Origin of the sequence: Paenibacillus sp. UASWS1643, assembly GCF_008693195.1 — a bacterium.
GTDB lineage: Bacteria > Bacillota > Bacilli > Paenibacillales > Paenibacillaceae > Paenibacillus > Paenibacillus amylolyticus_B.
This window is the reverse complement of sequence record NZ_VXKZ01000115.1, coordinates 427,791-443,513: the sequence shown is the minus strand read 5'-3', so window position 1 is coordinate 443,513 and position 15,723 is coordinate 427,791. Positions and strand designations below refer to the sequence as shown.

General features: G+C 39.3%; 10 protein-coding genes. 9 read left to right on the top strand and 1 reads right to left on the bottom strand.

What is annotated here, in order from left to right; translation table 11 throughout:
• Positions 1-279: 279 nt before the first annotated feature.
• The 7 genes from FE296_RS26540 to FE296_RS26510 all read left to right on the top strand — a co-directional run bounded on the left by FE296_RS26540 (position 280) and on the right by FE296_RS26510 (position 10,585).
• Positions 280-2,445, top strand: a complete 2,166-nt coding sequence (locus tag FE296_RS26540; RefSeq protein WP_150366951.1) for an MMPL family transporter — start codon at positions 280-282, stop codon at positions 2,443-2,445.
• Positions 2,446-2,463: 18 nt separating this feature from the next.
• On the top strand, positions 2,464-3,324 hold the full coding sequence (locus FE296_RS26535) for a DegV family protein (RefSeq protein WP_150366949.1): 861 nt from the start codon (positions 2,464-2,466) through the stop codon (positions 3,322-3,324).
• A 254-nt stretch (positions 3,325-3,578) separates the two neighbouring features.
• Positions 3,579-5,315, top strand: a complete 1,737-nt coding sequence (locus FE296_RS26530; protein WP_223869040.1) for a sensor histidine kinase — start codon at positions 3,579-3,581, stop codon at positions 5,313-5,315.
• Positions 5,316-5,334: 19 nt separating this feature from the next.
• Positions 5,335-6,939 carry a response regulator transcription factor gene (locus FE296_RS26525; RefSeq protein WP_150366947.1) on the top strand — a complete coding sequence of 535 codons (1,605 nt, stop codon included), beginning with the start codon at positions 5,335-5,337 and terminating at the stop codon, positions 6,937-6,939.
• 265 nt (positions 6,940-7,204) lie between these two features.
• Positions 7,205-8,701, top strand: a complete 1,497-nt coding sequence (locus FE296_RS26520; RefSeq protein ID WP_150366945.1) for an ABC transporter substrate-binding protein — start codon at positions 7,205-7,207, stop codon at positions 8,699-8,701.
• Positions 8,702-8,750: 49 nt separating this feature from the next.
• A complete protein-coding gene (locus tag FE296_RS26515; protein ID WP_240661891.1) occupies positions 8,751-9,683 on the top strand; it encodes an ABC transporter permease in 933 nt (310 codons plus the stop codon).
• Positions 9,684-9,694: 11 nt separating this feature from the next.
• Entirely contained in the window at positions 9,695-10,585 is an 891-nt protein-coding gene (locus tag FE296_RS26510) for a carbohydrate ABC transporter permease (protein ID WP_056690812.1), read from the top strand.
• Between the two features lie 95 nt (positions 10,586-10,680).
• Here FE296_RS26510 and FE296_RS26505 read toward each other — a convergent pair whose 3' ends face one another.
• Complete coding sequence (locus tag FE296_RS26505) at positions 10,681-11,943, bottom strand: helix-turn-helix domain-containing protein (RefSeq protein ID WP_124115084.1); 1,263 nt, start codon at positions 11,941-11,943, stop codon at positions 10,681-10,683.
• Between the two features lie 341 nt (positions 11,944-12,284).
• On the opposite strand from FE296_RS26505, the gene FE296_RS26500 reads away from it, so the two are divergent.
• Positions 12,285-13,079 carry an SDR family NAD(P)-dependent oxidoreductase gene (locus FE296_RS26500; RefSeq protein ID WP_223869129.1) on the top strand — a complete coding sequence of 265 codons (795 nt, stop codon included), beginning with the start codon at positions 12,285-12,287 and terminating at the stop codon, positions 13,077-13,079.
• A gap of 18 nt (positions 13,080-13,097) precedes the next feature.
• A complete protein-coding gene (locus tag FE296_RS26495) occupies positions 13,098-15,506 on the top strand; it encodes an alpha-amylase family protein (protein ID WP_150366943.1) in 2,409 nt (802 codons plus the stop codon).
• Positions 15,507-15,723: the final 217 nt, after the last annotated feature.

Genomic DNA, 15,723 nt, shown 5'->3' with positions numbered 1-15,723 from the left:
TTATTCAAACAGTGCGCCTCGTATGCAATTTCCGAGGAATGTACTTTTTTTTTACTAATTAAAGAAAGACTCAACCAATTTTCATGATTCTAAATGTGTAACTGTGTACAATATTGGATTGATAATTACTCAATATTCCCTCTCGTTCTTCCCAAAAGTACATATGCTTCTTGCCCTTTTGTACGATTCATTAATTATTCTTCCGAGTTATGATGAATCCATGAGCTCGTCCTTAAAACGAACTCAAGATATGGGAATTGAGAGGGGAAGTTATTACACATGGCAAAATTATTATTCCGACTAGGCGAATGGTCGGTTAGAAAAAGTAAGATGATCATTATAGGAGGAATTGTTTTATTGATCTTACTTTCTTCCATTGGTTTAGGAAAGGGTCCTTCCTTCACTGGTTCAATGACGATTCCAGGAACTAAATCTGAACAAGCAGCAGATGTACTAAAGGCGGAATTCCCCCCCTCAGCAGACGAAGGACAAATTAGATTGGTCTTTAAGGCAGAGCAAGGTACCTTGGAAACGCCAGCTAATAAAAATTTGATTAATAAAGCACTAAAGAATATGGAAACAGATTCTGCGGTAAAATCCTTCCTTAGTCCTTATGATGGGTATACATTAAGCGAGGATAAAAAAATTGGTTATGCAGATGTCACTTACAAGTTACCTGCAGCAGAAGTAACCGAAAAATCCAAAGAACATGCACTTAAAGTTGCAAATTCCTTGAATGATAAGGGTATCCAAACAGAACTTGCTGGCAGTGTTGCCCTGTCCGAGCTTGAAGTTGGAGGTACATCAGAGGTCATTGGGATCTTGATTGCTTTCATGATTTTGGCATTCACATTCACCTCATTTCTTGCAGCTGGTCTGCCGATTCTGACTGCTGTAATCGGACTGGGAATTGGACTTATGACGATTATTATAGGTTCAAATTTTGTGTCGATGTCCTCATTCTCCATTACACTTGCAGTGATGCTTGCACTCGCTGTAGGCATTGATTATGCTCTGTTCATCATGTCGAGATATCGCCAGCAGCTTGCAGAAGGATTCGAACGCCATGTAGCAATAGCTCAGGCTAATGCAACTGCAGGTAGCTCTGTTGTATTCGCAGGCCTGACAGTAATCATTGCGCTTGTGGGTTTGTCGGTTGTGCAAATTCCGTTTATTACGACGATGGGGCTAGCAGCTGCAGTAAGTGTTTTTGTCGCAGTAATCATTGCTGTAGTGTTTGTACCTGCAGTACTCGCAGCGGCAGGAGAACGAATCAGCCCGGCACGTGAGAACAAATTGCTTCGCAAATGGTCAGGAAGCAAGAAGAAACATAATTCCGAAAATTTTTGGGGCAAAGTTGTAACAAGAAAACCGTGGTTGACGACCATTTTATGTATTGTTATTTTAACGGTTTGCACACTTCCGTTCATGCATATGCAGCTTGGGTTACCTGATAATGGTCTTAAGTCGACAGAAACAACAGAGCGCCGAGGTTATGATCTGCTTGCTGAAGGATTCGGCGAAGGGTTTAATGGCCCCCTGATTATTGTTGCCAAAGCAGCTAAAAGCACTGATGCTCAGGCTGATATTGCCAAATCTACTGCATTTATCGAAAAGCTAAAAGGTGTAGCTAGTGTGAGCCCCATTATTCCGAGCCCTTCGGGAAATACAGCTATAATCAATGTCTTACCTAAGACAGGACCACATGATATTCGTACTACTGAACTTGTAAAGTCCATTCGGAACCAAGCAGATAAGATTTTTAAAGAGGATAAGGTTCAAGTTCTCGTTACTGGAACCACTTCCGTTAATATTGATATTTCAGAGAAACTGTCCGAAGCCTTGCCTAAATTTGCCTTACTGATTGTTGGTCTCGCATTTGTGTTGTTGATGATGGTATTCCGCTCTATTCTGGTTCCAATAAAAGCGGTTCTTGGATTCCTATTTACCCTTGGCGCTACACTTGGTTTTGTTGTTTGGGTCATTCAGGATGGCTATTTGGGTAGTCTATTCGGAATCCCGGAACCTGGACCCGTCTTGAATTTCCTGCCCATTTTGATTACGGGCATTCTGTTTGGCCTTGCAATGGACTATGAGGTATTCCTTGTGAGTCGTATGCGTGAGGATTACAGCCACACCGGAGATGCACGTCAATCTGTTAAAAGTGGTATGACTCACAGCGGACCAGTGGTTACCGCAGCTGGACTTATCATGATTGCTGTCTTTGCCAGTTTCATATTCGCAGAAGATACCATTATCAAATCCATGGGACTTGCTTTAGCTTTCGGTATATTGATTGATGCCTTTGTTGTTCGAATGACACTTGTTCCAGCGATTATGACGATCCTGGGTCGGAGTGCATGGTATTTGCCGAAATGGTTAAATCGGATCTTGCCGAATATTGATGTTGAGGGAGAGTCGGTAATGAATAGCCAGAAGAAATAGGAATAAGGAGGAAGGAATATGGCTAAGGTTCGCATATTTGCGGATAGCATATCGGATATCCCTCAGGAATGGATCATGAAATACAAAATTGGCATTGTGCCCTTGTATATTGTATTTGAAAATCAATCGTTTCTTGATCGTATCGAGATAGATACCCATGAGATGTACAAAAGGGTAGAGGAATCTGGCAAGTTGCCAAAGACTGCAGCACCTTCACCTGCTGATTTTAATCGAATATTCAGTCCTACAATTGAAAATGGAGAAGATGTACTGTTTATCAGTATGTCTTCTGAGTTATCGTCTACTTATCAGAACGCAATAATTGCAGCGCGAGAATTTCCGGCTGGTCGAATCACTGTGGTAGATTCATTAAATGTATCGGCTGGAACAGCCATGATTGTTCTCTTGGCAATCAGGGCTGCAGCAGAGGGGCAAAGTGCACTTAGTATTTCAGAGAAAATTCATAAGCTGAGAGATGAAGTACAATTAAACGTATTAGTAAATGGGCTTGATTATTTACATAAAGGCGGAAGAGTAAATAATCTTCAACATTTAGTTGGGAGTATACTTCGAATCAGGCCAATACTTTATGTAAGACAAGGGCGAGTTTTCTCTGGTGTGAAATACCGTGGAAACAAAGAGCGAGTTCTCCGTAAACTGCTAGATAGTATACTTTCACACATTCACCGTATTGATCATGATCAGATCATCATTGCCCATACTTTGGAGGCAGAATCAGCAGAATGGATCAGAAATATAATCCTTGAAGAAACCTGTATACGTGATGTATACATTATTGAAGGTGGCTGTGCTATCTGCTCTCACAGTGGTCCACATAGTCTCGCAATCAGCTTTATTATGAAGTTGAATCCATTTTAATAAGTTCATTAATTCGAATAAGGAGCTACCCCTGCGGTGACTTCTTTTTTTATATTTCAGGTATGTAGTTCAACTAAGTTTATAATTTTATAATTTGAAACAAATAAGTTATGTAAGACACGATGTCGGGAGAAGCACAGTGAGATGTCGTAAATCTGGTAGAATTAATATATAAACTATGATCAAATTAATAAAAGTAAGCTTTTATGGTTCCAGATCGACCACACTACTTTCAATACATAGGAGGAACAAAAATGGGTATGCGTTTTCCTCATTTTTCCTTTAACTCGATCCGTTTAAAACTGGTATTGGGCTTGTTTGTTGTTACATTACCTCTCATTACTCTCCTTATCTACAACAATCGCTATAGTATTGATGTGGTACGTAACCAAGTAGCCATCTCTAACAAGAATTTGATTTCTTTATATATGAATCAGATTGATGACCGGTTAGAACTTGCCGAAAAGAATATACTTGGTCTGGCCACAGCTAACTCTGATATTCAGTCCATGGGTACGCCAAACTCCGAAGATGAATATCAAATCGCTAAGTATAATACTTCAGTCAATCTGTCCAATAGTATGTTTTTATATAAATCTATTGATGCATTCTTTGTTTATGTACCCAACCGTCAAGATTTATTAAATATTTCGCAATCCTCTGTTTCATTTCCCGAACGGATAGAGGTTGAACAACATTTGGTTAAACACTTAAATCAATTATCTAATTCGTCCCAACTGCCAAGCAACTCGTGGTATATGCAAAATATTGGAGATCAGAGTTATCTCCTCCGTGTCACTGAAGCAGATAATTTATTTATCGGCGCCTGGGTTAATGCTAATACACTACTTGGTCCTCTGAGTTTAATAGATTTTGGGAAAAATGGTAGCGGACTTCTCATTTCATCTTTAGGGAAACCGATAGTTCGTACGGATTTAAATCTTGGACATGTTGATCTTACGAGAGGATTTCAACATTATTATCTAACCGGTGACAGAAACAACTTGATGGTTGTTGGACAATCCTCTAGTGAAGGTGATTTCAGTCTGGCTGCAATCATCCCTAACGATCAGATCCTACAAAACCTGCCTATGTTATCATGGTTAATTGGTTGGATATCATTTTCTGCCATTGCATTAGTGCCAATAAGTTTATATTTTCTACATCGAACCTTGTTGGTGCCTTTAAACCGTCTTATTGCAGTCATGAATAAAATCAATAAAGGCTTATTACATGTTCGCGTTGAGGATTACAAAACATCCGATGAATTTATTATGGTATACCACACTTTTAATAAAATGATTAAACAAATTGAGCAATTAAAAATTGATGTGTATGAAGAACAATTGAGTAAGCAGAGAATCGAACTTCAGCACCTCCAGCTTCAGATTAATCCTCACTTCTTTATGAATTCGTTAAACATTCTATATAACTTGGCTCAAGTGAAGAATTTTACTCTTATTCAAGATATGACCCTTTGCCTAGTTCGATATTTCAGGTTTATGTTCCGAAGCAATCTTTCCTTTGTAACGCTAACTGAGGAAATTGAACATGTCCGCAATTATGTTCGAATCCAGGAATTGCGTTTCCCAGAGCAAGTGACTTGTACTATAGAATATCCAGAAACGTTAGAACATTTAAACATCCCTCCACTGCTAATTCAAACTTTTCTTGAAAATTCAATCAAACATAGCGTTACTTTAGAGGAACCTTTGCATTTGTCGGTAATACTTGAATTACGAGAAACAGGTTTAAAACCATTTATTGAGATCATTATTAGAGACACGGGTAGAGGATTTCCTGAAGATGTATTGACACAAATTCGTTCGGGAAACCGAATCGTTGATGAGAAAGGTGAACACATAGGCATCTGGAATGTTAAGAAAAGGTTACTTCTACTATATGGTCAGGACGCATCATTATCCTGTTATAATGGCTTTCCACAAGGCGCTGTAGTAGTGGCTCGACTTCCTTACTCTGAAGAGAATTAGAAAGGTGGTTTCTATCATTATGTACCAGTTAATTATTGTTGATGATGAGATACATGCTGTCGAAGGAATTCGCCTGGGTATGGATTGGAGTAAGCTGGGGATTGATAAAGTTTTAACGGCGCATACAGTTAAGCAGGCAAAAGAATTGTTTGAGGAAAAGCATATTGATATCATGCTCTGTGATATCGAGATGCCTCAAGCATCCGGATTGGAGTTAGCCCAATGGGTTCGAGAACGATTTCCTCATACAGAAACTATTTTTTTGACGTGTCACGCTGATTTTGACTATGCCAAGCAGGCGATCCGATTAGGAAGTTTAGATTATATCCTAAAGCCTGTACCATTCAGTGAACTGGAAAAGGTAATCCTCAAAGCAAAAGAAAGGATTCACAAAGAAGCAGAGACTGTTCAAATCAGTCAATTTGGGCAATTTTGGTTCCAACTTCGACCGATATTAAACGAACGTTTCTGGCAGGACATTCTAAATCAAACTATTCCATCAAATCCACAAGCTCTGAATCTCGCTGCAGCACATCGGAATATTGAATATCTAAATGAAATGTTATTTTTACCAATCTTAATAAATATTCAAAGATGGCATAAGTCACTAACCTTGCGTGAGGAAAAGATTTTGGAGTATGGCCTTAAAAATTCTGCAGAAGAAATACTCCTAAAGTCAAGGAAAGAAGGATTGGTCATTGCAATCAGTAATAGAAAGATACTTGCTATAGTATCCCTAGAAGAAAATGAGGATCTTACAGCTGCATTTGAACAAGAAGGACAAAGATATGTTGAGGAATGCAGTCATTATTTTTATTGTGACATCTCATGTTATATTGGACAACCTGTTCATGGTCATGAAATGTTGGATATGATGAACAAACTCAATGAATTGGATCGCAATAATGTTGCGTACAACAATAAAGTGTTTTTCCTTTCTAAATCTCAAAACAACTCCTCACATTATGAGCCTGCAAATATCAAGTTATGGAGTGTTATGTTAAATAAAGATTTATTTGATGAAGTATTAAGCGAATCTACCCAGTATTTAAATGAGCTGGATAGAGGGATTCTAAACGCCGATCTTTTGAACCGAGTCTATCAGGACTTTCAACAGATGATGTATTTTGTACTACAAACAAAAGGAATTCAAGCACATCAATTATACAGTGATCCCTTTTCACAGCAAATGATTTTGAATGCTCCTCGTTCCATAACCAATTTACTTGAGTGGGTTGAACACACTTTAAAAAAAGCAAAAGAATATGTACATTCGCTAGAACAATCATTGACTGTTGTACAGAAAGTAATGCAGTTCATACAACTTAATATTTCAAAGGATATTTCCCGAGAAGAAATTGCCAATCATGTCTTTCTTAATCCAGATTACTTAACACGTATTTTTAAAAAAGAAACAGGCATTGCTGTATCTGATTATTTGTTTCAAGAAAGGTTAAGGATCGCCAAAGAACTCTTGATAAAAACGGATATGCAAATCAGTGCAATAGCTTCACATATTGGATATGTGAATTTTTCTCATTTTTCAAGGATGTTTAAGAAACATACCAATATGAACCCGAATGAATTTCGCAATACACATCAACATCCAAAACTAGAATTATGATTAGCGGAGTGGAAGTGAACACATACTCTAGTTGTGCAACTATATAGTAATATTTTAATAAATGAGCCAGTCAAGTTTACGCTTGGCCGGTTCATTTTATTACTCAAGCTGATGAACTAATCATGGTCGTTAAATGAATATTGAAAGGTCGTACAAACAGCAGAATTACAGGAAAGCACTCTGTAAACTATAAGTATCCACTTCTGAACACCACACTTTTAAAGGTTGTCATAAGTAGAGAAATGATCATGAGGGGGGAAAAGTTATGAAAAAGAAATTGAAGTTATTCAGCGTGCTGGTACTAACATCCGTGTTGCTATTATCTGCATGCAGTAGTAGTGAGAACAGCAGTATCAATCAGGGTGACAGCAATAATGAAGAAGTGACTGAACTAAAGGTCGCATTTCCTATTTTTGGTGCACTCCCGAAAGATATGTCTCTGATTGAAGATGCCGTTAACGAATTAGCCCAAAAGAAAATCAACGTGAGGGTGAAATTAATGCCCATTAGCTTTTCCAACTGGATGCAGCAAACGAATTTGATGTTCTCCAGTGGTGAACAACTTGATCTTATGCCAAGCATTTATAATTACAGTCAATCCGTTCTACAGGGGCAATTGATTCCGCTAGACGAGCTATTAGCAAGCCATGGACAAGGAATTGTTAAGGCTCTGGATCCTGCTTATCTAGATGCCTCAAAAGTTAAAGGGATTATCTACGGTGTACCAACAATGCATGAAATGGCTATGGTTAACGGAGTATCCATGCGAAAAGATATTGTTCAGAAGTATGATGTCGATACTAGCAAACTGCAAACCATTGAGGATCTCGAAAAAGTGCTGAAAACAGTTAAAGCTGGAGAGCCCAATATGGCACCTTTAATTCCGTCTACTGTAGGTGCGTCTATACTTAATAATTACAAAACATTTGATGAACTGAGCAACACTATAGGTGTTCTTCCAAATTATGATAATAATTTAAAGGTAGTTAACCTGTATGAGACTAAAGAGTATGCTGAACAGCTTAAAATGCTTAGAAGGTGGTATCAGGAAGGGTTAATCCTACAAGATGCTTCAACCAATCAAGCTAATCCATCAGATCTGATAGATTCTGAACGCGGATTCTCATTTCTAACCAGTGCACATCCGGCAGCTCTAAGTGAGACAGCTAAGTCTAATGGTGTGGAGATGAAAGTTTACAAATTCTCACAGCCTCCTGTTTCCACAACATCTCAAATAACAAACACGATGTGGGGAATCACTGTGAACTCCAAAAACCCGGAAAAGGCGATGGATTTTCTGAATCTGATGTACTCTGATAAAGACATTGCGAACTTACTGATATGGGGTATTGAGGGTAAGCATTATGATATCAAATCTGGTAATGTTATCGACTTCCCTCAAGGTGTTGATGCTCAAAGTTCGGGATACTATATGAATATGGGTTGGTTATTTGGTAATCAATTCATAGCACACGTCTGGAATGGGACTGACCCTGAATTATGGGAGAAAGTAAAAGAGTTTAATGCATCGGCTACGAGATCAAAAGCATTGGGCTTTACTTTTGATTCATCGACAGTTAAGACTGAGGTAGCATCTATCGGAAACGTTATTACTCAATACGCGCTTCCACTTGAAACAGGGAGTGTAGACCCTGATAAAATCCTGCCTAAATTTATAGAAAGCTTAAAAGCAGCAGGCATTGACAAAGTGATTGCAGAGAAGCAAAAGCAGCTTGATGAATGGACGCAAGAAAAGAATTAACTGTAACGTCAACGTCACAATAGATCGAAATGAAAGAAGGGAGTGTTGAATGATGAAAGGCAGATTAAATGATGCAAGAAGGACACTATGGAAATATGGTTCCCTTTACTTGATGATGTTACCCGGAGTTGCTTATCTGATCATTAACAACTATATGCCTATGTATGGAATAAGCATTGCATTTAAAGATATTAATTTTGCGAAGGGGATATGGGGTAGTGACTGGAATGGTATGGATAACTTCAAATTTTTATTTTCATCGTCCGATGCGTTCATTATTACCCGTAATACCATTCTATATAATGCAGCTTTTATTATTATCGGACTTATTGTTGGAGTGGGAACAGCTATTCTCCTGAATGAAATCAAGAATAAGCTGGCAGTCAAGTTCTATCAAAGTGTTTTACTGCTGCCTTATTTAATCTCTATGGTTCTGGTAAGTTATCTGGTGTATTCGTTACTAAGTGTGAATGTAGGGCTAATGAACAAGACGATCCTACCGGCCTTAGGCATAGACCCTGTATCTTGGTATAATGAGCCCAAATTCTGGCCATTCATATTGGTCATCGTAAACTTATGGAAGGGTATAGGCTTCTCCTGTGTAGTGTACCTTGCAGCCATTATTGGTATTGATAAGGAGTACTATGAGGCAGCCAAGTTGGATGGCGCTAGTAAATGGCAGCAGATACGTAAGATCACAGTTCCATTAATAACACCAATTATTGTCATGATGACCCTATTAAGTATAGGGCGTATTTTCTACTCAGACTTTGGATTGTTCTATCAAGTGCCCATGAATTCAGGTGCCTTATACAGTACAACAAATGTTATTGATACGTATGTATTCCGCGCACTTATGCAGCTTGGTGATATTGGGATGTCTGCTGCGGCAGGATTGTACCAATCTGTTGTAGGTTTCATCCTTGTCATTCTTTCAAATTATACGGTTCGAAAAATTAACAAAGAAAATGCGTTGTTCTAGGAGGTATTGTGATGGCTAAAGAAGAACGTTTATGGCATTGGGGTTCTAATATTATTTTGATCTTGTTGTCTCTTGCTTGTATATGTCCATTCCTGCTTCTTGTCATATCCTCATTAACTGATGAGCAATCTATTATTCAACAAGGCTATTCCTTCTTCCCAGAGACATTTAGTTTTGCAGCTTATGAATATATATGGCAGCAATCCTCTCTCATTTTTAATGCCTATGGAATCACGATTTTTGTTACCGTAGTTGGAACTGCATCCAGTTTACTTATTACTTCAATGCTAGCTTATCCTCTTTCAAGACCAGATTTGCCTGGTGGCAAATTTGTAGCATTCCTTTTGTTCTTTGCTTTGTTATTCAACGGAGGATTAGCTCCAACTTACATCATATATACTCAAATATTCCATCTGAAAAATACACTTGCAGCTCTTATTATTCCAGGGTTATTAATGAATGGATTTAGTGTGCTGATGATGAGAGGTTTTTTCATGACGACCGTACCTTCCTCGGTTTTGGAGTCGGCAAGTATAGACGGGGCTAGAGAGTTTACAATTTATCGCAAAATTGTGTTACCGCTTTCATTGCCTATATTGGCTGTTGTGGGTTTGTTACAAGGACTTATGTATTGGAATGATTGGTTCAATGGTTTGATTTATCTTACTGATCCTAAATTATACAGCTTGCAAACCGTGATGAACCAACTAATGAGTAACATTCAGTTTCTTTCCAACAATAGTTCAGTAAGTTCATTGGCAAGCGACTCCATGCAAGAGCTGCCAACAGAGGCTTTCCGCATGGCTATTGCCGTAATCAGCATTGCTCCCATTATGCTAGCTTATCCTTTTCTACAGAAATATTTTGTTAAAGGTTTAGCTCTAGGAGCGGTTAAGGGTTAAGCAATATAGCCGTACTTGGTCTGTCATTCAAAAGCTCATCATGTCCATGACATGATGAGCTTTTAGATTTTATTTAAGATGTTGTCCAACCCAATTTACTCTTCATCGTCGTTCACAATGTTAAATTTGTTTTTGTCTCTGTATTTTTTTGGTGTCAAGTCTGTATGTTTTTTAAAGATCTTAATAAAATGGGTTTGATCATAAAAATTCAATTTAGCTGCTATTGCAGTAACAGGTAGTTGGGTTAATTCCAACATTTTTTTTGCTTCTTCAATTTTCTCTGATTGAATGAACTGGGTAATCGTCACTCCCGTTTCTTTTTTGAAGAGCTGAGACAAGTAATTTTCCTGTAAACCGGCCTTTTTTGCCAGAACAGACAACGTAATATTTTCATATAAGTGGTTAAAAATATATTCCTGGCAAGATGCAATGGACTTGGAGAGATTTTTCCGTTTACTGTTAGAAACCCGATCAACAAAGTCTATTAATGCATCGCCAATGGCAGCAACTACCGCACTGTATTCACGAAGATCTTCGATATGCTGAATATGAAGATCGCTGAGAGTATAAGCGATTTCCGGATATAGACCTCCTTCAATTGCAGCTCGCGCAGCGAGTGCAATCGAATAGATGCCAAGATTTTTTATCCTTCGCAACTGGTTATAGTTAGACAGAATACCAGGGCCATCGTAATTAGCTGTAAGTGTCATTTGATTAAAGGCAGTTTTATCCCCGTTTTTAATAGACCTTAACAGCTGTTTCTCGATTTCAAATACACCACTGAATTCGAATGATTCCCGTCGGTCGGAAATAACGATCTCGGCCAGTTTACTTGAATCAGAGTCAGGCTCAAATCGAAAATGCTTTTCCATAATATCAGTGATATCAAGCATGATTCCATTCAGGAGATGGTGTATCAAAATTCCGATATGATTAAGACGTTTTGTTGAGAAGAGAGGTAGTTGTAGCAAGTAAGAAGCCCATTCAGGTGTTACGGTGTAGTCGCATTCTCTAAGTAGATCGTTAATAATTTCGTTGTTCATGGAGATTACGGTAGTAGGTCCCATAACGACGATTGCCTCCATAACACGATCATGAAGTAACGGAACAACGATGAAGGATTCTCCTAAAGGAGTTGTATGAATATTGGGGATAAGCAAAGGCTGAACATGTTGCTTCAGAAGCCCAACAAGCTCGGAGTGATGGTTAAAAAGGGGATTAATCTGTATGCCTTCATGGAGGTAAGATAAAATCTCGTCACTATCATCCATCCAGGTGTAACAGATAGGTAGTTGGAAGCTCTCTAGCAATAACTTACATGAATTATGTAACCGCTCATCATTTTGAACTGATCTCATTCAATTCACCGCCTACAAGTTCATTGATTTATACTTTTTTAATAAGAATCATACCATAAACAATACATATTTAATATTAGAATTAGTGTTAGTTTCATAACTTAAACGAGGTGATTAAAGTGGCTTTTACAGAAAACTCAAAATTAAAGGAATTGCTTGCCAACAAAGAAGCGGTCAAAATTTTAGAAAAATATTTGCCTGGGATTTCTACTAATCCAATGATTAGCATGGCAAATAGTTTTACGTTGAAGCAACTTAGCGGTATTCCACAGGCAAATATTCCTGAAGAGCTTATTTCAGTTATTTTGTTAGATTTATCGTCTATCTCTGCAACTGCTCAACTGAGTTCAGAGGAGAATGTCCTTAGTAAAAGTCACAATCCGGAAACGGGTTTAGTCGCTGTGGTAACAGGAGCTGGTGGTGGTATTGGCCGAGCCGCATGTCTAAAACTTTCTGAATCGGGATTCAAGATTGTTGCAGTTGATTTTAACACCTCGTCTGGTGAGGAAACGGTTAATCTAATTTCAGAACATGGGGGAGAGGGACTTTTTTTACAGGCAGATGTGACAAAGGAAGAAGATGTTGAACGTTACACGAAGGCTACAGTAGAAGCGTATGGTCGTATAGATGTCTTTTTCAACAACGCTGGAGTTTTGCAAAAGTTCTCTCTTTTAGAAAACCTTGAAACAACGGAGTTTGATCGGGTGATGAACGTAAATGTACGAGGGAGTTTCCTAGGCTTGAAGAAGGTTCTAGCAATCATGAACGCACAGGGCTTTGGTTCAATTATTAATACGGCATCCACAGCCGGAATTCGTGCTGAACATAGTATGTCTGCATATACAGCGAGTAAACATGCCGTTATTGGTTTGACGAAAGCGGCGGCCATTGAATACGTTCGTAAAGGTATTCGCGTGAATGCTATCTGTCCTGGTGGTGTCGATACGGCACTAACACAATCAGTTCCGATGATGATGCAGGAATCGGGTTATACACCAGAAGAGTTTCCGAATATGCGCATCGGACGCTTTGCTGAGCCATCCGAGATTGCGGAAATGGTCGACTTTCTGGCTTCAGAAAAATCGCGTTACATTACAGGTTCCATCATCGCCGTGGATGGTGGACTAACTCTATAACATTAAGGGGGACTAACAATGAAGCAGAGAATTAAAATTGACAAGGCAAAACCAAATAATGGAGTACTCGACTTTTCCAAATTGTTGGATGCTCCAGCGGGTAAGCATGGTTTCACTCAAGTTAGAGATGGCAATTTATACTTTACTGATGGAACCCGTGCAAAGTTTATAGGATTCAATTTGCCGACTCGTTCTAATACACCTGACCATCAAACGGCTGAGCGATTGGCTGAGCGTTTTGCATCTATGGGTGTTAATGTCATCCGGCTTCATGCTGCTGACGCTGCACCTGGGCCTTCTGGATGGAGTTCAAGCCTCGATAATCCTTTAATTGATTATGATAGCGGTTCCAGCAGAAAATTTAATGAAAAAGGGCTTGATCGCTTTGATTATTTCATTGCGAAGCTAAAGGAAAAGGGCATTTATGTACAGATTGATCTACTGGTGGCACGTGTTTTCCAAAAGGGAGATGATCTGGATTATGCTGATTCACCGCCTTTTTTCTTTAAAGGCTTTACTCACGTTAATGAAAGACTGATTGAACTTCAGAAGGAATATGCAACCAATCTCTTATGTCATGTGAATCCATATACTGGACTGGCTTTAATTGACGACCCTGTAGTCATGACCATTCAGGTCAATAATGAAGATTCCATCTTTCGGGGGACAGATGACATTAAGGATGAGAAAGGCATAATAGCATACCGAGAGGAGCTAAAGCGCCGTTTTAACAGGCACCTGCTCGCCAAGTACGATACAAGGAAGAATCTTGCAAAAGCATGGACGTATAACAACATCTGTGCGCTGGGGGAAGAAGAAGATCCAGAAGCGGGGACGGTTCGTTTTCCAGAAGGCAGCTTCTATCAGGTAACCAATGATCCAATGGGAGAATGGGCAGGGAATGTAAGTCCAGCACGTTATGCCGATTTTATGGAATTTGGTATAGATGTAAATCGTCGTTACTACAACACCATGATTGATCATATCAGGTCGTTAGGAGCAAAAGTCCCTGTAAACACAAGTAACCTCCTGAATGGTACAGCGGATGTTTATTCCCATATAGATGGGGATATTATGGAGAATAATACATACTTTAACCATCCAATGCCGCCATTTCACCAGGAAACTCTGGTGGTGCCGGGGATGCGAGAATATGTAACTTCTAATCCACTGACTGTACACAAGGACGGAATATTCATGCGTACCGAAATGCTGCAAATGGCTACTACCGCAGTGGTTGCCGGTAAACCTTTTATCCTAAGCGAATGGAATGAGTATGGTGTTAATCCTTTTCACTCCACGGCATTTATATCGATGGCAGCATATGCTTGTCTGAATGACTGGGACGGTCTTATGGTCTATTGTTATCATACATCAGAAAGCTGGAACGACCAGCCTGATGATGTCATCACTGACATTTTTGATGCTTACAATGATCCGTCACTTATTTGCCAGTTTGGTTTTATGGCTTCATTATTTTTGGGAAGTCTGGTACGCCCGGCTGAGCATCAAATGGATCTCGTTTTTACCCAAAATGATCTTAAAACCCTTCCGTCTTCATTTAGCATGCCGAATACTTTTCTTCCATACATCACCAGCCTACGTAACGTATTTCTGGATCAGGGGGATACTTATACTGGCGATGCCGATGTCGCTATCACTGGAGGCTTTGTTAACAACGGTGATCTCTCTCAGGCCAAACACGCAGTTTATTTCTCTTGGTCGTCCTTTAGGGATGCTATGAGGCACGCTTCTGGTACAGGACGATTAGAGAGACTTGTAGAACAGACGGATGAAGAATTGTTTGGTGCGAAATTGGGCGACAGGTTACTGGTATTTGAAGACATTACTTCCTTGGCTGGAGATGGCGATTATACTGCTTTTGCATCTAACCTGGACACAGCACTCAAGCGTTGGGGGCTTCTACCTAGTGACCGTGGTTTAGTTGGTAATGCCCTAATCTCTGATACGGGTGAGATAAGCTTTGATCCCATTGCGGGTAGGTTCGGTATCCAAACCCCAGGTTGTAGCTACTTTAGTGGAGATCCTGCCGGAGGTATAACGCTAACAAAGGATATTGTCCTGGATGTTAACAATGATCGTTTGTCCGCAGCTTTATTACCTTTGAACTGTGATCACATAGATGTTGCAAAATCATTTCTTATCACCTTACTCGGTCCCACTGGAATGGACGAAACGATTTTTACTTCTGATGGGTTTACTACGATAGTTGATCATCAAGGTAAATTGTATGCAGACACCGCTGAGGGCTCTTTGTTCGTCCAAAGCCAGACGGCAACGCTCACTGCCCTGGACACAGTGGGCACGCCTGTTGCCAACATTATAGGAACACCTACTGATGGTGGTGTAGTTTTTAATCTTGATGGGACTATACCGGCAGTACACTTCCTGCTGGAGTTCGTATAAATATGCAGACTTGGGCAGTGCGTAAGTAAGCGCTAACAAAATAAACAAAGAACAACCAAGTTTTACCGTGTAGATTGTACATCTCAACAGTAATAAAATAAATGAATCATCATACACAAGTATGGTGATTTCGTAATCCTCACTTTGTTGATATGGCACAATAGACCATTTAGAGGACGGGGATTGGCTACTTTTAATAAACGAAGATTTAAGCCGG